Here is an 18,060-nt window from a genome sequence, read left to right on the forward strand (position 1 = left end):
ATGGTTCCCGCCGAAGTGCACGGTGCGATGGCTGACAGGGTTGCGTTCGCCACCGCCGACGAAGGACCTGCCTCCGGCGCACCGCCCGCAGCCGCAGACGATCTGGTTGCCTGCGAAGCTCTGATGCGCGGCGGCTCGAAATCGTTCTTTGCTGCGTCCCGCGTGCTGCCGGCTCGCGTGCGCGCGCCGGCCATCGCCCTCTATGCGTTCTGCCGGGTGGCCGATGACGCCATCGATCTCGCCGACGATCCGGCAGCCGCCGTCGAACGGCTCGACGCGCGGCTCGATGCGATCTACGCCCGTCGTCCACAGTCGTACGAATCCGATCGGGCACTCGCCGTGGTCGTCGACCGCTTCGACCTGCCGCGCGGGCTGCTCGATGCGTTGATCGAGGGCTTCCGCTGGGACTCCGAAGGCCGTCGCTACGAGACCATCGGCCAGCTCGAGGACTACTGCGCGCGCGTGGCCGGTACCGTCGGCGCGATGATGGCGATCCTGATGGGAACGCGCAGCCGCACGGCACTGGCCCGCGCCTGCGAGCTCGGTGTCGCCATGCAGCTCACCAACATCGCGCGCGACGTCGGCGAGGATGCCCGTAACGGCCGTCTCTACCTGCCGCGCGAATGGCTGCGCGAGGAAGGCATCGATCCCCAGGCCTGGCTGCGGCAGCCGTCGTTCGTGCCCGGCATCGGGCGTGTGGTCGCGCGCCTGCTCGCGCTCGCCGACACGCTCTACCAGCGCGCCGAGCAGGGCATCGCCGAACTGCCGCGCGACTGCCGGGCGGCGATCATGGCAGCTCGTCTGGTGTATGCCGAGATCGGGCGCGAGGTCGAGCGTAACGGCCTGGACAGCTTGACGCGCCGGGCCGTGGTGTCGACCAGCCGCAAGACCTGGCTGATCACCCGCGCGATGCTGGCCCGAGCCACGTCACAGCGGCCGTTGCCGGGCGCATCGGATGAACAGGCGCCGGTCATGGTCGAGGCGATCCGCTACCTCGTCGAGCACGCCGTCGAGCCCGCGGCACTGCGCGCCACTGCCGCCCCCGATTCTTTCTACGAACGGGCGGTGTGGGTGATCGAACTCTGCGAACGCCTGCGGGAGCGCGACCGGCTGGCTGCGGCAAGGAGCTGAACCGCGCCGGGAACGAAGCCGGGCCCCTGCTCCGGCGCGCGCTGGAACGGGATCCTGCCCCGGGGCGAACCAGCGCTGGTCGCGAGGGTCATCCATCGGGGTGCCGCCCGGGTCGGCGGTGCTACCATCGACGGCATCCGCCCCGTTCTTGCGTGTCCGTTTACCGATGACTGCTTCCGCTCCGCCCGTCGAATCGATCGTGATCGCTTCACGCGAAAGCCTGCTCGCGATGTGGCAGGCTGAACACGTCCAGGCCAGGCTGCGCGACCGCTACCCCGGCATCGCCGTGAGCATCCTCGGCATGACGACCGAAGGTGACCGCGTGCTCGACGTCTCGTTGTCGAAGATCGGCGGCAAGGGCCTGTTCGTGAAGGAACTCGAGCAGGCGATGATCGAATCGCGCGCCGACATCGCGGTGCATTCGATGAAGGACGTACCGATGTGGCTGCCGGACGGCTTTATGCTGCCGGCCATCCTCCAGCGCGAGGATCCGCGCGACGCGTTCGTGTCGAACCGGTACGAGAAGCTGTCCGACCTGCCCGAAGGCAGCGTGGTCGGCACCTCCAGCCTGCGTCGCGAAAGCCAGCTGCGTGCCCGGTTCCCGCACCTCGACGTGCAGCCCCTGCGCGGCAACGTGCAGACGCGCCTGCGCAAGCTCGACGAAGGTCAGTACGCGGCGATCATCCTCGCGGCGGCGGGGCTGAAGCGGCTCGGGCTCGCCGACCGCATCGCCTCCTTCCTCACCACCGAAGACAGCCTGCCGGCCGTCGGCCAGGGCGCGGTCGGCATCGAATGCCGGAGCGCAGACCAGGCGCTGCAGGCTGCGCTCGCGGCGCTGGCCGATCCCACCACGACCGCCTGCGTGCGTGCCGAACGGGCGATGTCGCGCGCGCTGGGCGGCAGCTGCACCGTGCCGCTGGGTGGTTTTGCCGAGATCATCGACGGCACGCTGCAATTGCGCGGCTTCGTCGCCAGCCCCGATGGCAAGCGCATGGTCAGCGACCGGGTCAGTGGTCCGCCGGAGACAGGTGAAGCGCTCGGGCAGTCGCTCGCCCAGCGGCTGACCGAGCTCGGTGCGGCCGAGATCCTCGCCGCCCTGTCGTGAACCTGAACGGGCTCCGGGTGGCGGTGACCCGGCCGCTCGAACAGTCGGGCCGGCTTGCCGCAGCGATCGATGCCGCCGGTGGTGAATCCTTCGTGTTTCCCCTGATCGAGATCGGTCCGCCACCGGATCCGGCAGCGCTCGACGCACTGATCGACCGGCTCGACGCATTCGACTGGGCGATGTTCTCCAGCCCGACCGCGGTCGACCGTGCGATCGAGCGCATCCGCGCGCGCCGCCCGCTACCTGACGGCTGGTCGATTGCCGCGATCGGCGAGGGTACGCAGCGGGCGCTGGCGCGGCAGGGCCTCCACCGCGTGCTGGCGCCGACCGAACGTTTCGACAGTGAGGCGCTGCTGGCACTGCCCGCGCTCGCCGACCTGCAGGGACGGCGGGCCGTGATCTTCCGGGGCCAGGAAGGCCGCGAACTGATGGCCGACGTTCTGCGCGCCCGGGGTGCAACGGTCGAGTACGCAGAGTGCTACAGCCGGCATGCGCCGGCTGCCGATGCAGCCACGCTGATCGACCGGGTGCGCGGCGGGCGGCTCGACGCGATCGTGGTCACCAGCAGCGAAGGCTTGCGCAACCTGTGCGCGATGCTGTCGCGCGCCGGCTCGCAGCCCCCCGCGCTTACCGGATGCTCGTTTTTCGTGCCGCATGCGCGGATCGCCGAGACCGCGCGCCGGGCCGGATTCGGATCCGTGGTTGAGACCGCCGGTGGTGACAGCGGGGTGCTGGATGCGCTCGCAGCGTTCGCTGCCGGGCATGCAACGACCGCTGCGGCGGGTGGCGGTGTGCGATGAGCCGACTAGAGCCTACGCCCGGCGCGATCGACCCGCTCGCCGCCCGACCCGCGAACGAAGCCGAGGCGGAGCCTGGGCCGGGAGCGCCGCCAGCGACCGAGTCGCCGATCCGGGCGGCGCCTGTGCCGGCCTCCGGCACCAGCGCTGGCGCGGCCGGCGAGCCCGCGCCGTCGCCTCTGCCATTGGCTTCTGTGCTGGCAGTGTCGACGCGCAACCGCGACATCGCGCTCGGCGTGCTCGGAGCGGCGGTGGCGCTGCTCGGCTTCCTGGCCTGGGACGGCCATCGCGACCGTAACGCGCTGCGCCAGGAACTTGCGCAGCGGCTGGCTGGCGCCGACGACCTCGGCCGCCAGACCCAGGCAATGGCCCAGGGTGCACAGCGTACCGTGCGCGAGATGGAAGTCGCGCTGGATGCGGTGCAGTCGCAACTGGCCGAATCGCAGAGCCAGCAGCTTGCCCTGGAGGCGCTGTACCAGGATCTCGCGCGTGGGCGCGACGAGGCGGCGCTGGCCGAGATCGAGCAGACGTTGATCGCGGCCAATCAGCAGCTGGTGCTGGCGGGCAACGTGCGCGTCGCGTTGATCGCGCTGCAGAGCGCCGACGCGCGCCTGGCACTGATCGACCGCGCGCAGTTCGCGCCACTGCGACGGGCGCTCGCAGCCGACATAGAGCGCCTGCAGCGGGTCCCGCTGGTCGACACCACCGGCATTGCGATGCGCCTCGACCGGGCGGTGACTGGCATCGATACCCTCGCGACGCTGCCCGGCGGCACCTCGACTGTGGCATCCGCACGGGAGGAGGGCAGGCCCGGGGGCGATTCCCGCAGTCCGGACGCCACCTCGTCAACGTCAGCGTCAACGTCAACGTCGACGTCAGCGGCCGCAGCCGCGAACGCCACCCCTGCCGTGGCCGGATGGCGGGTGACGCTCGCGCGCATCTGGGCCGAGTTCAAGGCGGACTTCCGCCAGCTCGCCAGCATCCGCCGCATCGATCCCGACGTGCTCCCGTTGATCTCGCCGGAACAGTCGTGGTTCCTGCGCGAGAACCTGCGCCTGCGCCTGCTCAGCGCACGGCATGCGCTGCTCGCGCGCGACGAGCCGGGGTTCCGCGGCGACATCGCCGCATCGCGCGCCTGGGTGGCACGCTACTTCGATCCGCGCGACCCGGCGACGGTGGCTCTGGCCGAGACGCTGCACGAACTCGAGCGCGCACAGGTACGGATCGACCTGCCGGAGATCGGCGCCAGCATAGAAGCGGTGCGCACCTTGCGCGTCAGCCGCGACCGTCGCCAGTGAAGGCGCTGGGCTGGCTGCTGGCGCTCTCGCTGCTGGCGGTGCTGCTGGCCGCGGTGCTGCGCTACAGCCCGGGCTACGTGCTGATCGTGGTGCCGCCATACCGGGTCGAGCTCTCGGTCGGGCTCGCGCTGACCGTGACCGCCGGTGTGTTCGCGCTCGGCTACCTGCTGCTGCGCGCTGGCAGCCGGCTTGCCGGCCTGCCGGGCGAGGTACGCGAGTGGCGCGCGCGCGGCCAGCGCGAGCGCGGGGCGACCGCACTCGCGGCTGCGATGCGGGCCTACCTGGGAGGGCGCTTCGGCAAGGCGAAGACGCATGCGACCGAGGCGCTGGCCGCCGGTATCGCACCGGCGGTGTCGGCGATGATCGGCGCGCGCGCGGCCCATGAGCTGCGCCAGCCGGAGGAGCGCGACCGGCTGGCAGGCGAAGCGGCCCGGCACGACGCCGACGATCCGACCGCACGCCTGATGGCGAGGGCCGAATGGCTTGCCGCCGAAGGGCGGCCGGCGGATGCGCTCGAAGTGCTGGGTACCCTGCCCGCGCCGCATACGGCTGCGCTGCGCCTTGAGCTGGGGCTGCGGGTGCGGATCGGACAGTGGGATGCGGCCGCACGGCTGATCGACCGGCTGGCCGAGCGTAATGCGCTGTCCGCAGCCGATCGTGATCAGTACGAGCGCCAGGTCGCCAGCGAGGCATTGAAGGCACGCTCGGCCGACCGTGACGCCACGCAGGAGGCCTGGCGGCAGATTCCGGAACGGGTGCGCAGCGATCAGGGGGTAGCACTCACTGCGGCGAAACTGTTCGGGCGGCATGGCGATGCCGCCAGCGCGCGAGCGATCATCGAGCGCGCGCTCGATGCGCAGTGGGACAGCGCGCTGGTACTGCAATACTCCGAATCGGCGGTGGCCGATCCGGCCGCCGTTGCGACGGGCAACGACGACACTGCGCTGCGCATCGAGCGCTGCGAAGGCTGGCTCGCCAGCCACCCGAATGATGCGATGCTGCTGCTCAGCCTCGGGCGCCTGTGCATCCGCGCCGGCCTGCTGGCCAGGGCGCAGGGCCACCTCGAGGCCAGCCTGTCGATCGAACCGACCTACTCCGCGCACCTGGCGCTGGCTGGCCTGCATCAGGCGCTCAACCATCAGGAGGCTGCAGCCAGCCACCGTGAACAGGCGCTGTCGCTCGCGTTGCGCGCGCTCGATGCCGTGACCGGCGGGCGCCGCCGCGCATCCCTCTGACCGCCGCGATGTGCGTCCCGACCGTGCAGGCACCCGCGCAGTGAAGCGGCGGCAGCGAGTGCCGGAGCCGTTGCCCCCCGCGCTGGCGATGGAGGCTGAGCTGGTCGTGCTGCTCACCGAGGCCGAAGCGGCGCTGGCGGAACTCTCGCTGGTGGGCGATCGCGCACCGGACACGCGCCTGCTGGTGCCCGCCTGCCTTGCGATCGAGGCCATGTATTCCTGCCGGCTGGCCGGCATCGATGCGCGGCTGTCGGACCTGTACCTCGCGCAGATCGGGGGCGTCGACGAACGCAGTCCGCGCGCCGCGCAGGCGGTGGCACTCTGGCGCTCGGCCTCGGTGCTGCGGCGTGGACGCGTCCGGTTGCGCGATGCGGCGTTCGACCTCGCGCTGGTCGAGGAAACCCGCCAGTGGCTCGAATCCGGTCATGACGGCAGCGACGACGCGCGGCTCGCGCCGGGCGCCCTGCCGGTGCCGGAACCCCTGCCGGCGCCAATGCGTATCGCACTCGAGGCCTGGGAGCACTTTGCCGCCGACGAACGGATCTGGATGCCGCCACTGGTGCGCTCGGCGCTGCTGCATGCGCAGTTCGAAGCGCTGCGTCCGTTCGAGGCGCAGCACGGACCGCTGTCACGGGCGCTGGTGCCGTTGTACCTCGTGTCGCGCCGGCAGTTGGCCACCCCGCTCTGGTTTCTGTCCGCCTACTGGTATGCGCATCGGGTGCGCTACCGCGCGCGGCTGCGTACCGCGCTGGACAAAGGTGTCTGGGAGCCGTGGCTGGAGTTCTTCCTGCTCGGCGTGCGTGCCGCCGCGCGCAGTGCGCTGATCCATGTGGGCGACCTGCTGCGCCTGCGCGAGTCGCTGCACCGGGAAGCGCGCGATATCGCCAACGCACCCGCGCTGATCGACAGCCTGATGGTGAACCCGTACACGACGCTGCCGCGCGCGAGCGTCGCGATCGGTCGTGCCCAGTCGACCGCGAGCGTGCTGCTGCAGGCGCTGGTACGCAAGGGCTGGTTGCGCGAAGTCACCGGCCGCGCACGTGGCCGCATCTACCTGATGCCGCGCATCCTGACCGCGATCGAGCGCCTGCCGCCGATGGCGTGAGTGGCGCCGCCGTGGCTCAGCCGGCGAGGATCGTCGCCGGCTCGTTCACGGTGAACGAATCGGCGAAGAATGCGTCTTCCGGCAGCCCGCACAGCGCGCTGAATTCGCGGCGGGCGGCATCGACCATCGGCGGCGCACCGCAGGCGTAGACCTGCATGCCGGACAGGTCGGGGAGATCTTCCATCACGGCCTTGTGCACGAATCCGGTACGACCGGTCCACGCGCAGTCGGGCGTCGCGTCGGACAGCACAGGGACGAAGCGGAAGCCGGGCAACTCGCGCGACCACTGCTCGGGGAGCTCCGGCGCGTACATGTCCGCGCGCGTGCGGTTGCCCCAGTACAGCACCATGTCGCGCTTGACCCCGGTCTTGATGCAGTGCTCGACGATCGACTTGATCGGCGCAAAGCCGGTGCCGCTTGCCAGCAGCACCATCGGCTTGTCGGAATCACGCAGGTAGAAGCTGCCGAACGGACCCTCCAGCCGGAGGATGTCGCGTTCCTTCATCTTGTTGAAAACATGGCCCGAGAACAGGCCCTGGTAGTCACGGATGTGCAGCTGCAGGAACTCGTCGTCGTGCGGCGCATTGGCCATCGAAAAGCTGCGCCGCTTGCCCTCTTTCAGCAGGAAATCGATGTACTGCCCGGCCATGAACTGCAAGCGTTCGTTCTGCGGCAGCTTCAGGAACAGCATCATCGTGCTGCCCCGGCGTTCCATCTTCGCCACCCGGCACGGCAGGATGCGTACACGTACGCCGCCGATGCCGTCCAGTTCACGAACTTCCAGGGTCAGGTCACCGAGGGGTTTCGCACAGCAGAGCAGGACCTTGCCGGCCGCCTTTTCGTCGTCGGTAAGTGTCGCGGCCTGGTACGCGCCGTGATCGACGGTGCCACAGGCGATCTTCGCCTTGCAGCTGCCACAGGCACCGTTGCGGCAGCCATAGGGTAGCTGCAGGCTGTTGCGCATGGCCGCTTCCAGCACGGTTTCGCCAGGTTCGACGGTGAAGATGTGACCGCTGGGCTGGAGGGTGATCGTCGGGTAGGTCTGCTGGGTCATCGTGCCGGGGTATCCGCTACACTGCCTTGATGAAGCGATTATTGATCATCGGTTGCGGAGATGTCGCCCGAAGAGCACTGCCCGTCCTGAAATCGCGGTATTCGACGGTTTTTGCGCTCGCGCGCGGCGAATCCAGCGCACGGATGCTTCGTGCCATGGGCGTCGTGCCGATCCGGGGAGATCTCGATCGCCCGGATTCGCTCCGGCTGCTGGCCGGCCTTGCCGATGACGTACTGCACAGCGCTCCCCCGCCCGGAGAGGGCCTCGTCGATACGCGCACCAGGGACCTGATCGCGGCCCTTTCATGCGCGCAGAATCTACCACAGCGCCTTGTCTACCTGAGCACCACCGGGGTCTATGGCGACTGCAGCGGCGAAGCGGTGCCGGAGACACGCCCGATCCGGCCCTCGAGCCCGCGCGCCGTCCGTCGAGCCGATGCGGAAGACCGCCTGCGGTGCTGGGGACGGCGCAGCCGGGTGACGGTTTCCGTGCTTCGGGTACCTGGCATCTACGCCGCCGACCGGCTGCCGCTGGCGCGTCTTCGGCAGGGAACGCCGGCGATCTGCGCCGAAGAAGACTCGTTCTCGAACCATATTCATGCCGACGATCTGGCACATATCGTCGTCCGCGCGCTGGTTGCCGGGCGGCCCTGCCGCATCTTCAACACCGGCGACGACAGCGCGATGCGGATGGGCGACTACTTCGATCTCGTCGCCGATCAGTTCGGATTGACGCGTCCGCGGCGGATCAGCCGCACGCAGGCGGAGGCAGAGATCTCGGCGCCGCTGCTGTCGTTCATGCGCGAGTCCCGGCAACTGACGAACGGCCGCCTGAAACGGGAACTGCGGATCGGTCTTCGCTATCCTACGGTGCATGCAGGCGTGGCAGAGGCTGCGCGGGTAGCCGGGATCGTCCCGCGCGCCGTGGCCTGAACGGGGAACATCGATGGGCGGGGCCGAGATGCTGCTGGTGATGACGACGATGCCCGATGCGCAGGCGGCCGGTGTCCTCGCGCGCGCACTCGTCGAGGGCCAGCTGGCCGCGTGCGTCAGCATCCAGTCCGGCTGCGAGTCGGTCTACCGCTGGCAGGGCGCTGTCGAACAGGCGCGGGAGATACCGGTACTGATCAAGACCACCAGCGCCCGGTATCCAGCCGTCGAGACCGAACTGCGCCGGTTGCATCCGTACGCCCTGCCGGAGATCGTGGCCATTCCCGTGACGCATGCACTGCCCGGTTATCTCCAGTGGGTCGTTTCGGAGACGATCGATGCAGATGATGACCGGAAAACCGAAGTAATGCCCCAGGCAGGTAATCGATGAACCCCGTATTCCGTCGCCGCGCACTCCTCGGCATGACTGCGATCGCTGCAGCCGGCGCCGGGATGGCCGGGGGTCTGTTCGCGTTGCGCTACTGGCGCGATGGCGCCGGCCGCGATGTTCCGGGCATGGCCGAGGCGGCCGCGACTTTCTTCGCGACCACCCTGCCGGATCCGGCAGGTACGCCGCAGGCGTTTTCGCAGTGGAAAGGGCAGGTGATCGTCGCGAATTTCTGGGCGACCTGGTGCGTCCCGTGTCGCGAAGAGATGCCGCACTTCGTCAAGATGCAGGACCAGTACGGTAAGCGGGGGCTCACTTTTGTCGGCATTGCCATCGACAAGCCGGAGCGGGTCAGCCGCTTCGCAGCCGAGATCGGCGTGAACTATCCGCTGCTGGTCGGCGACATGTCGGTCTTCGACCTTGCGCGCAAGGCGGGAAACCAGGGCGATCTGCTGCCCTACACCGTCGTATTCGACCGCACCGGGAAGATCGTCGCCAGACGGGCTGGCATCTACACGGAAGCCACGCTCGCGCCGATCATCGAAAAGCTGCTGTAGTCGGGGAATCCCCGCAGATCGCAGGAAAACTGGACAGATCCCGCTACCGGGGGCACACTGCGCGCCCATGACCAAGCCCGTGTCGTCTGCCGCGTCCCGCGCGTCGCCCGCATACCGTCCGGCACGGGGCGGCGTATCGCCGCTGCGTGCGAAATCGGTACTCGTCCTGCACGGTCCCAACCTGAACCTGCTCGGTACCCGCGAACCCGCCGTGTACGGCAGGACCACGCTGGCGGAAATCGACCGCTCGCTGGTCGACCGCGGCCAGGCGGCCGGCGTGCAGGTGGCCACGTTCCAGAGCAATCATGAAGGCGAACTGGTCGACCGTATCCAGCAGGCCGGCCGCGAGCGGGTCCACTACATCCTGATCAACGCGGGTGCCTATACGCACACCAGCGTCGCGTTGCGTGATGCGCTGTCGGGGGTCGCGATCCCGTTCATCGAAGTCCATCTGTCCAACGTGTTCGCCCGCGAGGCGTTCCGCCACCACTCGTACCTCAGCGACATCGCCGTCGGAGTGATCACCGGGCTCGGCGCGGGCAGTTACCGCGCAGCGCTCGATCACGCGATCGCGGCGCTGATTCCAGAACAATGAAGGGGTAAGCCGGATGGACCTGCGCAAGCTCAAGAAGCTGATCGACCTGGTCGAGGAGTCCGGGATCGCCGAACTCGAGATCACCGAGGGCGAAGAAAAAGTACGCATCGCACGCACGCTGCCCGGTACGCAGCCGATCGTCATGCAGCAGCCGCAGCAGATCGTCGCCGCGCCGGCGCCGGTGGCGGCCCAGCCTGCGCCGCCAGCGGCCGCGCCGGCGGCTGCACCGGACGGACACGTCGTGAAGTCGCCGATGGTCGGTACCTTCTATCGGTCGAACTCGCCCGGTGGCAAGGCTTTCGTCGACGTCGGCCAGTCGGTCGCGGCCGGCGAGGCGCTCTGCATCATCGAGGCGATGAAGCTGATGAACGAGATCGAGTCCGACGCTGCCGGGACGATCAAGGCCATCCTGGTCGAGAACGGCCAGCCGGTGGAGTACGGCGAGCCGCTGTTCGTGATCGGGTAGCCCGGGATGTTCGAGAAGATCCTGATCGCCAACCGGGGCGAGATCGCACTGCGCATCCAGCGCGCCTGCCGGGAACTCGGCGTGAAGACCGTGGCGGTGCATTCCGAAGCCGACTCGGACGCGAAGTACGTGCGTCTGGCCGACGAGTCGGTGTGCATCGGTCCGGCCTCGCCCACCCATTCTTACCTGAACATACCGGCGATCATCAGCGCGGCCGAGGTGACCGACGCCGAGGCGATCCACCCCGGCTATGGCTTCTTGTCCGAGAACGCGGATTTCGCCGAACGGGTCGAACAGAGCGGTTTCGTGTTCGTGGGGCCACGGCCGGAGACCATCCGGCTGATGGGCGACAAGGTGAACGCGAAGGCCGCGATGAAGAAGGCCGGCGTGCCGCTGGTGCCCGGGTCCGAGGGGGCGCTGCCCGAGGACGGGGTCGAGATCGTGAAGATCGCGCGGTCGGTCGGCTATCCGGTGATCATCAAGGCGGCGGGCGGCGGCGGCGGCCGCGGGATGCGCGTGGTGCATACCGAGGCGGCGTTGCTGAACGCCGTGACGATGACCCGCTCGGAGGCGAAGGCGGCCTTCGGCCAGGCCGATGTCTACCTCGAGAAGTTCCTGGAAGACCCGCGTCATGTCGAGGTGCAGGTGCTGTCCGACGAGCACGGCAATTCGGTGCACCTGGGCGACCGCGACTGCTCGATGCAGCGCCGGCACCAGAAGATCGTCGAGGAAGCGCCGGCACCGTTGATCGGCGATCGCGTCCGGGCGCGCATCTTCGACCGTTGCATCGAGGCCTGCAAGCGCATCCGCTACCGGGGCGCGGGTACGTTCGAGTTCCTGTACCAGGACGGTCAGTTCTACTTCATCGAGATGAACACCCGGGTGCAGGTCGAGCATCCGGTATCCGAGATGATCACTGGCGTGGATATCGTGCAGATGCAGATCCGCATCGCCGCCGGCGAACGGATGGGCCTGCGCCAGCGCGACATCGTGCCGAAGGGGCACGCGATCGAGTGCCGGATCAACGCCGAGGACCCCTACAGTTTCGTGCCTTCGCCCGGGCGCATCACCTTCTATCATCCGCCGGGCGGGCCGGGAATTCGCGTCGATTCCCATGTGTACAACAACTACGTGGTGCCCCCGCACTACGACTCGCTGATCGGCAAGCTGATCGCCTACGGCGATACGCGTGACCAGGCGATCGCGCGGATGCGAAGCGCGCTCTCCGAGATGGTGGTCGACGGCATCCGGACGAACCTGCCGTTGCACCGCGACCTGATGGTCGATGCCCGTTTCATGCAGGGCGGCTCGAACATCCATTACCTCGAAGAGAAGGTGGGCAAGCACCGCAAGGGCGAAGCCGGCTGACCGGGCGCCCGCCATGCCGCTGACCGCCGTCACCTTCGAAGTCACGCCCGGGCAGGCCGATCTGCTCGGCGATGCGCTGCTGGAGGCCGGAGCCCTCGCGGTCGACGTCGGCGATGCGCTGGCCGGCACGCCCGAAGAACAGGCGGTGTTCGACGAGCCCGGCGAATGGAACGAGCCGTTGCGGCCGATCCGCTGGCAGCGCGCGCGTCTCGCCGCACTGTTCGAGGATGCGGCGCAGGCCGAGGCGCTCGTCGGGCCGGCGCTCGCCGAATGCGCGATCGATCCTTCGGCCATGAGCGGTACGCGCACGGTGGAGGATGCCGACTGGGTCGCGCTCACCCAGCGCGAGTTCGAGCCGATTCGCATCACCGACCGGCTCTGGATCGTGCCGACCTGGCACCAGCCGCCCGACCCCGCCGCGATCAACCTGGTGATAGATCCAGGGCGTGCGTTCGGCTCCGGAAGCCATCCCACCACGCGACTGTGCCTCGAATGGCTGGCCGCGACGCTGCGCGGTGGCGAATCGGTGCTGGACTACGGATGCGGTTCGGGTGTGCTCGCGATCGGCGCAGCAAGGCTCGGTGCCGCGAAGGTCAGTGGTATCGACATCGATCCCGAAGCCGTGACCACCGCCGCGGCCAATGCGATCGCCAACGGCATCGATGGTGCGACCTTCTGTCTGCCCGACGATGCCGGCGACGCGGCGGAGTATGACGTAGTGGTCGCCAACATCCTCGCCCGGCCGTTGATGGCGCTGGCGCCGTTGCTCGCCGCACAGGTCCGGCCAGGCGGCATGATCGCGCTGGCTGGCCTGCTCGACAGCCAGGCGGCACAGATCGCCGAGGTCTACGCCCCCGGCTGCGAACTCATGACCGTGCGCACCCTGGACGGTTGGGCGCTGCTCGCCGGCATGCGCGTGCGCTGAGGACGGACCCATGGCACTGGTCACCCGCTGCTCGAACCCGGCCTGCCTGACAATGTTCCGTGTCACCCCGGCGCAGCTGCAGGCGTCCGGCGGGCAGGTGCGTTGCGGCAGCTGCGGCACGGTGTTCGACGCCTTTCCCTCGTTGACCACGGTCGCCGATGCGGCACTGAAGGCATCCGAGCCCGGGGTGGTCCAGGACGCCGCCCGAGCGCCGGATGCCCCGGCCAGGGCCGGCACCCTGCGCGATACGCCCGGTGGCGAGCGCGTCGCCGAGTGGACGCCCGATGTCCCGGCCCTGCGGGTCGGCGCAGAGTCGTCGAACGCACCGATGGCGGTCGATCACCTGCTGGATCTTCCTGATGCAGGATCGCTGCAGGGGAGCGGGACAACGGACGAAATGCCGCGCGTCACGGCGGATGCACGGCCGCAGCCGCAACCGCAACCGCAGCCGCCGCGCTCCGGCGATGTCGTCGACCCATCGCCGCAGTTCGCGCCGGAGCTGACCGACTATTCTGTCGGTCCGGCAGCGCCGCCGGCCACGACGTCCGCGGCCAGCCGCATGCGCGTGGTCGGCATCACCGCCGGCCTCCTCCTGGCTGTGGCGGTGGCCGTACTGTTGCTGGCGGGCGACCGCCTGCCAGCACCCCTGGCCGCGCTCGTCACGGGCTTGTCGCCAGCGACGCTGCTGCGCGAATACCCGGTCGCTCTCGCGGCGGCCCTGCTCGCCCTGCTGTGCGTCGTGCTGCGACGCTACCGCGCGACCTGGATCGTTGCGTCCATCCTGCTCGCCGTGCTGCTGGCCGGGCAGGTCGTGCATGCATATCGTACGCAGATTGCCGCGCACTACCCCGCCAGCCGGGCCCTGCTCGAGAATCTCTGCCGGATCGCCCGCTGCGAGGTCGGCCTGCCGAAGGCCGCCGAACAGCTGGTGATCGAAAGTTCGGACCTGCAGGCGGTGGACGCGGCGAAGCCGAACCTCATCCAGCTCGCCGCGTCGGTGCGCAGCCGGGCTGCGATCGATGTCGCTTTCCCGGCGATCGAAGTCACGCTGACCGATGCACAGGACCGTCCGCTGGCGCGCAGGGTGCTGCTTCCCGACCAGTACCTGCCTGCCGGCAATCCGGAGCGCAAGGGGCTGCGTGCCGGCGACGAGTTCTCCATACGCCTGACGCTCGACACTACCGAGCTACGCCCGGTCGGCTACCGGCTGTATCTCTTCTATCCGTGACCGACCGCGCGCCGGCGGCCCCCGCGCAAGAGGTTGCAGGCTTCGGCTGGGCCGGCAGCCTGTGGCGCGGTCTCGCGCCGCTGCTGCGCCCGCATCGAGGACAGCTCGCGACGATCGGGCTGCTGATGGCGTTGGAGCTCGGGCTGCAGCTGGGCCAGCGCAAGGCGTTCGGCACGCTCGTCGATGACGCGCTGCTGAAGGCCGATGGCGGGCTGGTCGTACTGATCCTGGTGCTGCTGCTGGTGGCGGCCGTCGTCTCCGGTGGCGCTGCGCTGCTGCACGAGTATCTCCAGGCGAAGTTGTGCGCATCGGTGCCGGGCGAGGTGCGGGCGCGGCTGTTCGAACACACCCAGCGCCTGCCCCTGTCCAGGCTGCGCACGTCGACGCATGGCGACCTGATCACGCGCATCACCAGCGATGCCGGCAGCGTCGAACCGGCGCTCTGGTCCCTCGGTTACGTGGCGACGGCAGCCTGTGGCGTCGTGATCGCGCTCGGGCTGCTGCTGTGGAGCGACTGGCGCCTCGCGCTCGCCGGCATCGCCCTGCTGCCGCTGGCGCTGATCGGCCCGCGCTTCCTCACGCCGCTGGCCGCGCGCGAAAGCTATGCGGCAAAGACTGCGGTCGGTGGCCTCGCCACGCACCTGCAGGAGAATCTCGCGAACCAGATCGTGCTGCGCGTGTTCGGCCTGAACGTGCTCGCGGCGCAGCGGTTCGATGTGCACAACCAGCGCATCATCACCGCATCGCTGCGCTACAACGTGTTCAGCTACTTCAGCCATCGCGTGCCGTGGATCGCGATCGAACTGATCGACCTGGTGGTGCTGGCGCTCGGCTGCTGGATGGTCGTGCGTGGCGACATGACGCCGGGCGGGCTGATCGCGTTCTACCTGCTGTTCTCCAGCCTGGCTACCCATACCTACTCGCTCACCGCGGCGATGCCGGGGCTCATCGGTGCGTCGGCTGGCATGCGCCGGATCACGGAGCTGCTCGGGATGCCGGCCGGGCCAGTGCCGGCACGGGCCGTCCCTGTCCCCGGTGTTGCCGATCGCGCCGTGGGCGAAGGCGACAGGCGCGCGATGAGCCTGCAGCAGCCGCCCGCGATCGCGTTCGAGCAGGTGAGCTTCCGATATGCCAGCGATGCGGCAGCCGACACCGCCTCCGTGCCGGCCGACCAGCTCGGCGATGCGACGTTCGAGATCGCAGCCGGGCGCATGACCGCGTTCGTCGGTGCGAGCGGCTCCGGCAAGAGCACTGCCCTGCAGCTGCTGCTCGGCCTGCAGACACCCCGGGCCGGCCGCGTGCTGGTCGACGGGCAGGACCTCGCGCAGGCGGACCTGCAGGCCTACTGGTTCGGGGTCAGTGCGGTTTTCCAGGACAGCCTGCTGTTCCACGCGACGATCGCGGAGAACATCCGGGCGGGACGGCTCGATGCAACCGACGCGCAGGTCGTGGCAGCGGCGCGGGCTGCCGGCATCGCGTCCTGGGTCGATTCCCTGCCGGAGGGTTACGGCACGATGGTGGCGGGCGACACCTGCTCGGGCGGACAGCGCCAGCGCATCGCGATCGCACGTGCGCTGGTGCGCGAACCCGTGCTGCTGGTGCTCGATGAACCGACCAGTGCACTCGACCCGGCCACCGGGCGTGCCGTCATGCAGACGCTGCTCGATGTCTCGGGCGGGCGTACGTCCGTGCTGGTCACCCACCAGTTGCGCGATGCCGCACGCGCCGACCATGTCGTCGTGTTCGATCGTGCCCGCGTCGTCGAGGCCGGGACCCATGCGCAGCTGCTGGCACTGGGTGGCGTGTATGCAGGGTTGTGGGCGCAGCAGGAACAGCGGACACTGCCGTCGTGACTGGCTAGCTAGCGGCCCATCCGTGCCGTCGGAGCCTTGAGCAGGATGCGTTCGACGCCGACCGAATCCGATGCATCCGAGAATGTGATGTCGCCTTCCTGGACCAGGCATTGCAACTGCATCGAGCGCCTGGCCAGCGCCGCAAGGCGCAGGCTGGTCACCTGAGGGATGTGCCAGACGGTCAGCCGATCGACTTGCGCGCAGTGCTGTGACGCACTCGCCCACCAGAGATCGGCGCCGCGCCCGTAGGCATACACGGTCACCGCCTCGCTGCGTCCCGCCGCCTTGCGCAGCAGCTTCGGGTCGGGCAGCCCGACCTCGATCCACAGCCGGATCGAGCCGGTGAGGTCCCTGATCCAGAGCGAAGGTTCGTCCTGGGCGCTCACGTCGCCGGCGAACGAAAGCGCTGCGTCGGCATTGAGTGCGAACGCCAGCACGCGCATCATCATGCGCTCGTCGGTCTCGGACGGATGGCGGGCAAGCGTCAGCGCATGAGTCTCGTAATGGTGGCGGTCGAGGTCGCTCACCTGCAGCTCCGCCTTGAACACCGTGGACTTCAGGGCCATGCACCCGCCATATGCAGATGAAACCAGGATTGAGGGAGATACGACCATGGCGATGAAAGCCACCGACCTTGCCCGACTCAAGGGCACGAAGATTATGGGGCAGATGAAGCAGGCGCGCGCGGCCGGCAAGCCGGGTGCCGCGCCCGCTGACGGCTCGGCGCGTGGTGGCGAGCGGTCAATGACCTGCCGGTCGGGCAGATCTACCTGCTCTGCAACCCGCCGTTGCGTGTGACCGACCGTTGCCTTCGTTCGCGCAACCGGGTGAACGTGATCGTTTGCGGCAGACAGATGTAGCCGCAACGGTTGTCGGGGGAAGATGCGGCGTGCCATTGCAGCGCCGGCACCGCCATCTGGAAATGGGCCGGCAAGCCGGTGATGGAGGTGACCGACCGCCATGCGTACATCCGCCAGCATGGCGAGGACATGCCGGAGATCCGTGAATGGAAATGGCCGACGGCCAGCCTCACTCCAGCTTGATGCCGCCCTTGCGCACGACCTCGGCCCACTTCGCGACCTCGGTCTTCATCCAGGCGGACAGTTGCTCGGGCTTCATCGTCGACACCTCTGCACCCTGGCGGCCGAGGTACTCGCGCATCTCGGGTACGTTCAGGATGCGGGCGATGTCCGTCGACAACCGGTCCAGTGCGGCGCGCGGGCTCGCCGAGGCGGCCAGGATGCCCTGCCACGAGCCGGTCTCGAACCCGGGGACGCCCGACTCCGAAACGGTGGGCACGTCGGGCAGCGTCGGGTAGCGCTTTGCGCCGGACACCGCGACCAGCCGCAGCCGCCCGCCCTTCACGTACGGGAAGGTTGCAAGCATGCCGTTGAACGTGAGGTCGGCGTGCCCGCCGGCCACGTCGATCAGCGCGGCCGCGCCGCCCTTGTACGGAATGAAGGCCCATTTCGAGCCGGTGGCCTGCGCAAACGCAACGCCGGCCAGGTGTGGTGGCCCGCCGACGCCCGAGGTGGCGAAGTTGAGCTGTCCCGGCCGGCTGCGGGCGAGGGCGATGAGCTCCTTCACGGTGCGCACCGGCACCGACGGATGGACCACCAGCAGGTGCGGTGAATAGGCGACCATGGTGACGCCGACGAGGTCGCGCACCGGATCGTATGACTGCTTGTAGACGGACGGATTGATCGCGATCGCGCCCAGGTCTGCCAGCAGCAGCGTCTGGCCGTCCGGCGTGGCGCGCGCGACGACTTCCGCGCCGACGTTGCCATTCGCACCCGCGCGGTTCTCGACCAGCACCGGCTGGCCGAGCGCCTCGGACAGCTTGGGCGCGATCTGCCGCGCCAGGATGTCGGAGGTGCCGCCTGCAGCGAAGGGTACGATGAAGCGCACCGGCCCGGTCGGAAACGATTGCGCCGCGCACGGCGTGCAGAGACTTGCCGCGGATACGATGCCCAGTGCCAGCGCGCTGCGCATGCGAAGGTCGATCGACATGTCTGCTTCCTTCCTC

Annotated in this window: 20 protein-coding genes; 17 read left to right on the forward strand and 3 right to left on the reverse strand. The window is 69.1% G+C overall.

The annotated features are described in order from the left end of the window. The first annotated feature begins 27 nt into the window (after positions 1-27). The 6 genes from ING98_08690 to ING98_08715 all read left to right on the forward strand — a co-directional run bounded on the left by ING98_08690 (position 28) and on the right by ING98_08715 (position 6,671). Entirely contained in the window at positions 28-1,131 is a 1,104-nt protein-coding gene (locus ING98_08690; protein MCA3101936.1) for a phytoene/squalene synthase family protein, read from the forward strand. A gap of 166 nt (positions 1,132-1,297) precedes the next feature. After that, positions 1,298-2,236 (forward strand): hydroxymethylbilane synthase, encoded by a 939-nt coding sequence (hemC, locus tag ING98_08695; protein MCA3101937.1) that lies wholly within the window; start codon positions 1,298-1,300, stop codon positions 2,234-2,236. Further along, positions 2,233-3,036 carry a uroporphyrinogen-III synthase gene (locus ING98_08700; protein MCA3101938.1) on the forward strand — a complete coding sequence of 268 codons (804 nt, stop codon included), beginning with the start codon at positions 2,233-2,235 and terminating at the stop codon, positions 3,034-3,036. The genes hemC and ING98_08700 overlap by 4 nt, the downstream gene beginning before the upstream one ends. After that, the gene (locus tag ING98_08705) at positions 3,033-4,331 is read left to right on the forward strand and encodes a uroporphyrinogen-III C-methyltransferase (GenBank protein MCA3101939.1); all 1,299 of its coding nucleotides are present in this window, start codon (positions 3,033-3,035) and stop codon (positions 4,329-4,331) included. The genes ING98_08700 and ING98_08705 overlap by 4 nt, the downstream gene beginning before the upstream one ends. Beyond that, complete coding sequence (locus ING98_08710) at positions 4,328-5,566, forward strand: heme biosynthesis protein HemY (protein ID MCA3101940.1); 1,239 nt, start codon at positions 4,328-4,330, stop codon at positions 5,564-5,566. Before ING98_08705 ends, ING98_08710 begins: the two co-directional genes overlap by 4 nt. A gap of 70 nt (positions 5,567-5,636) precedes the next feature. Next, complete coding sequence (locus tag ING98_08715) at positions 5,637-6,671, forward strand: hypothetical protein (protein MCA3101941.1); 1,035 nt, start codon at positions 5,637-5,639, stop codon at positions 6,669-6,671. A 16-nt stretch (positions 6,672-6,687) separates the two neighbouring features. Here ING98_08715 and ING98_08720 read toward each other — a convergent pair whose 3' ends face one another. Next, positions 6,688-7,725 (reverse strand): CDP-6-deoxy-delta-3,4-glucoseen reductase, encoded by a 1,038-nt coding sequence (locus tag ING98_08720; GenBank protein MCA3101942.1) that lies wholly within the window; start codon positions 7,723-7,725, stop codon positions 6,688-6,690. A gap of 29 nt (positions 7,726-7,754) precedes the next feature. Here ING98_08720 and ING98_08725 point away from each other — a divergent pair, with 29 nt between their 5' ends. The 9 genes from ING98_08725 to ING98_08765 all read left to right on the forward strand — a co-directional run bounded on the left by ING98_08725 (position 7,755) and on the right by ING98_08765 (position 16,034). Beyond that, the gene (locus tag ING98_08725; GenBank protein MCA3101943.1) at positions 7,755-8,657 is read left to right on the forward strand and encodes an NAD-dependent epimerase/dehydratase family protein; all 903 of its coding nucleotides are present in this window, start codon (positions 7,755-7,757) and stop codon (positions 8,655-8,657) included. Between the two features lie 13 nt (positions 8,658-8,670). Continuing rightward, positions 8,671-9,045 carry a divalent-cation tolerance protein CutA gene (locus tag ING98_08730; protein ID MCA3101944.1) on the forward strand — a complete coding sequence of 125 codons (375 nt, stop codon included), beginning with the start codon at positions 8,671-8,673 and terminating at the stop codon, positions 9,043-9,045. Between the two features lie 32 nt (positions 9,046-9,077). Further along, positions 9,078-9,599 carry a TlpA family protein disulfide reductase gene (locus tag ING98_08735; protein ID MCA3101945.1) on the forward strand — a complete coding sequence of 174 codons (522 nt, stop codon included), beginning with the start codon at positions 9,078-9,080 and terminating at the stop codon, positions 9,597-9,599. A gap of 67 nt (positions 9,600-9,666) precedes the next feature. Continuing rightward, positions 9,667-10,194 (forward strand): type II 3-dehydroquinate dehydratase, encoded by a 528-nt coding sequence (gene aroQ, locus ING98_08740; protein ID MCA3101946.1) that lies wholly within the window; start codon positions 9,667-9,669, stop codon positions 10,192-10,194. Between the two features lie 13 nt (positions 10,195-10,207). After that, entirely contained in the window at positions 10,208-10,660 is a 453-nt protein-coding gene (locus ING98_08745) for an acetyl-CoA carboxylase biotin carboxyl carrier protein (GenBank protein ID MCA3101947.1), read from the forward strand. A gap of 6 nt (positions 10,661-10,666) precedes the next feature. Then, positions 10,667-12,028: an acetyl-CoA carboxylase biotin carboxylase subunit gene (gene accC, locus ING98_08750; GenBank protein ID MCA3101948.1), complete on the forward strand. Its 1,362-nt coding sequence runs from the start codon at positions 10,667-10,669 to the stop codon at positions 12,026-12,028. A 13-nt stretch (positions 12,029-12,041) separates the two neighbouring features. Continuing rightward, positions 12,042-12,953, forward strand: coding sequence for a 50S ribosomal protein L11 methyltransferase (gene prmA, locus ING98_08755; protein MCA3101949.1), 912 nt, complete (start codon positions 12,042-12,044; stop codon positions 12,951-12,953). A 10-nt stretch (positions 12,954-12,963) separates the two neighbouring features. After that, positions 12,964-14,181: a DUF3426 domain-containing protein gene (locus ING98_08760; GenBank protein MCA3101950.1), complete on the forward strand. Its 1,218-nt coding sequence runs from the start codon at positions 12,964-12,966 to the stop codon at positions 14,179-14,181. Next, positions 14,178-16,034: an ABC transporter ATP-binding protein gene (locus ING98_08765; GenBank protein MCA3101951.1), complete on the forward strand. Its 1,857-nt coding sequence runs from the start codon at positions 14,178-14,180 to the stop codon at positions 16,032-16,034. The genes ING98_08760 and ING98_08765 overlap by 4 nt, the downstream gene beginning before the upstream one ends. An 8-nt stretch (positions 16,035-16,042) precedes the next feature. On the opposite strand, the gene ING98_08770 is transcribed toward ING98_08765, so the two are convergent. Then, positions 16,043-16,600 carry a YaeQ family protein gene (locus ING98_08770; GenBank protein MCA3101952.1) on the reverse strand — a complete coding sequence of 186 codons (558 nt, stop codon included), beginning with the start codon at positions 16,598-16,600 and terminating at the stop codon, positions 16,043-16,045. Positions 16,601-16,646: 46 nt separating this feature from the next. Here ING98_08770 and ING98_08775 point away from each other — a divergent pair, with 46 nt between their 5' ends. Together ING98_08775 and ING98_08780 are read left to right on the forward strand one after the other, a co-directional pair. Beyond that, entirely contained in the window at positions 16,647-16,832 is a 186-nt protein-coding gene (locus ING98_08775) for a hypothetical protein (protein MCA3101953.1), read from the forward strand. A gap of 71 nt (positions 16,833-16,903) precedes the next feature. Continuing rightward, positions 16,904-17,077, forward strand: coding sequence for a hypothetical protein (locus ING98_08780; protein ID MCA3101954.1), 174 nt, complete (start codon positions 16,904-16,906; stop codon positions 17,075-17,077). Here the strand turns inward: ING98_08780 and ING98_08785 are convergent. Next, positions 17,064-18,044 (reverse strand): tripartite tricarboxylate transporter substrate binding protein, encoded by a 981-nt coding sequence (locus ING98_08785; GenBank protein ID MCA3101955.1) that lies wholly within the window; start codon positions 18,042-18,044, stop codon positions 17,064-17,066. The genes ING98_08780 and ING98_08785 overlap by 14 nt on opposite strands. Positions 18,045-18,060: the final 16 nt, after the last annotated feature.

The sequence above is a fragment of the Rhodocyclaceae bacterium genome (genome assembly GCA_020248265.1).
In the GTDB taxonomy this organism is placed as follows: Bacteria; Pseudomonadota; Gammaproteobacteria; order Burkholderiales; family CAIKXV01; genus CAIKXV01.

Excerpts from the sequence above, each read along its gene's own strand:
- ING98_08770 (MCA3101952.1), bottom strand. The coding sequence starts at position 16,600 with ATGGCCCTGAAGTCCACGGTGTTCAAGGCGGAGCTGCAGGTGAGCGAC.
- ING98_08730 (MCA3101944.1), top strand. The coding sequence starts at position 8,671 with ATGGGCGGGGCCGAGATGCTGCTGGTGATGACGACGATGCCCGATGCG.
- ING98_08785 (MCA3101955.1), bottom strand. The coding sequence starts at position 18,044 with ATGTCGATCGACCTTCGCATGCGCAGCGCGCTGGCACTGGGCATCGTA.
- ING98_08725 (MCA3101943.1), top strand. The coding sequence starts at position 7,755 with ATGAAGCGATTATTGATCATCGGTTGCGGAGATGTCGCCCGAAGAGCA.
- ING98_08760 (MCA3101950.1), top strand. The coding sequence starts at position 12,964 with ATGGCACTGGTCACCCGCTGCTCGAACCCGGCCTGCCTGACAATGTTC.
- accC (MCA3101948.1), top strand. The coding sequence starts at position 10,667 with ATGTTCGAGAAGATCCTGATCGCCAACCGGGGCGAGATCGCACTGCGC.
- ING98_08705 (MCA3101939.1), top strand. The coding sequence starts at position 3,033 with ATGAGCCGACTAGAGCCTACGCCCGGCGCGATCGACCCGCTCGCCGCC.
- aroQ (MCA3101946.1), top strand. The coding sequence starts at position 9,667 with ATGACCAAGCCCGTGTCGTCTGCCGCGTCCCGCGCGTCGCCCGCATAC.
- prmA (MCA3101949.1), top strand. The coding sequence starts at position 12,042 with ATGCCGCTGACCGCCGTCACCTTCGAAGTCACGCCCGGGCAGGCCGAT.
- ING98_08735 (MCA3101945.1), top strand. The coding sequence starts at position 9,078 with ATGACTGCGATCGCTGCAGCCGGCGCCGGGATGGCCGGGGGTCTGTTC.
- ING98_08745 (MCA3101947.1), top strand. The coding sequence starts at position 10,208 with ATGGACCTGCGCAAGCTCAAGAAGCTGATCGACCTGGTCGAGGAGTCC.
- hemC (MCA3101937.1), top strand. The coding sequence starts at position 1,298 with ATGACTGCTTCCGCTCCGCCCGTCGAATCGATCGTGATCGCTTCACGC.
- ING98_08775 (MCA3101953.1), top strand. The coding sequence starts at position 16,647 with ATGGCGATGAAAGCCACCGACCTTGCCCGACTCAAGGGCACGAAGATT.
- ING98_08690 (MCA3101936.1), top strand. The coding sequence starts at position 28 with ATGGCTGACAGGGTTGCGTTCGCCACCGCCGACGAAGGACCTGCCTCC.
- ING98_08720 (MCA3101942.1), bottom strand. The coding sequence starts at position 7,725 with ATGACCCAGCAGACCTACCCGACGATCACCCTCCAGCCCAGCGGTCAC.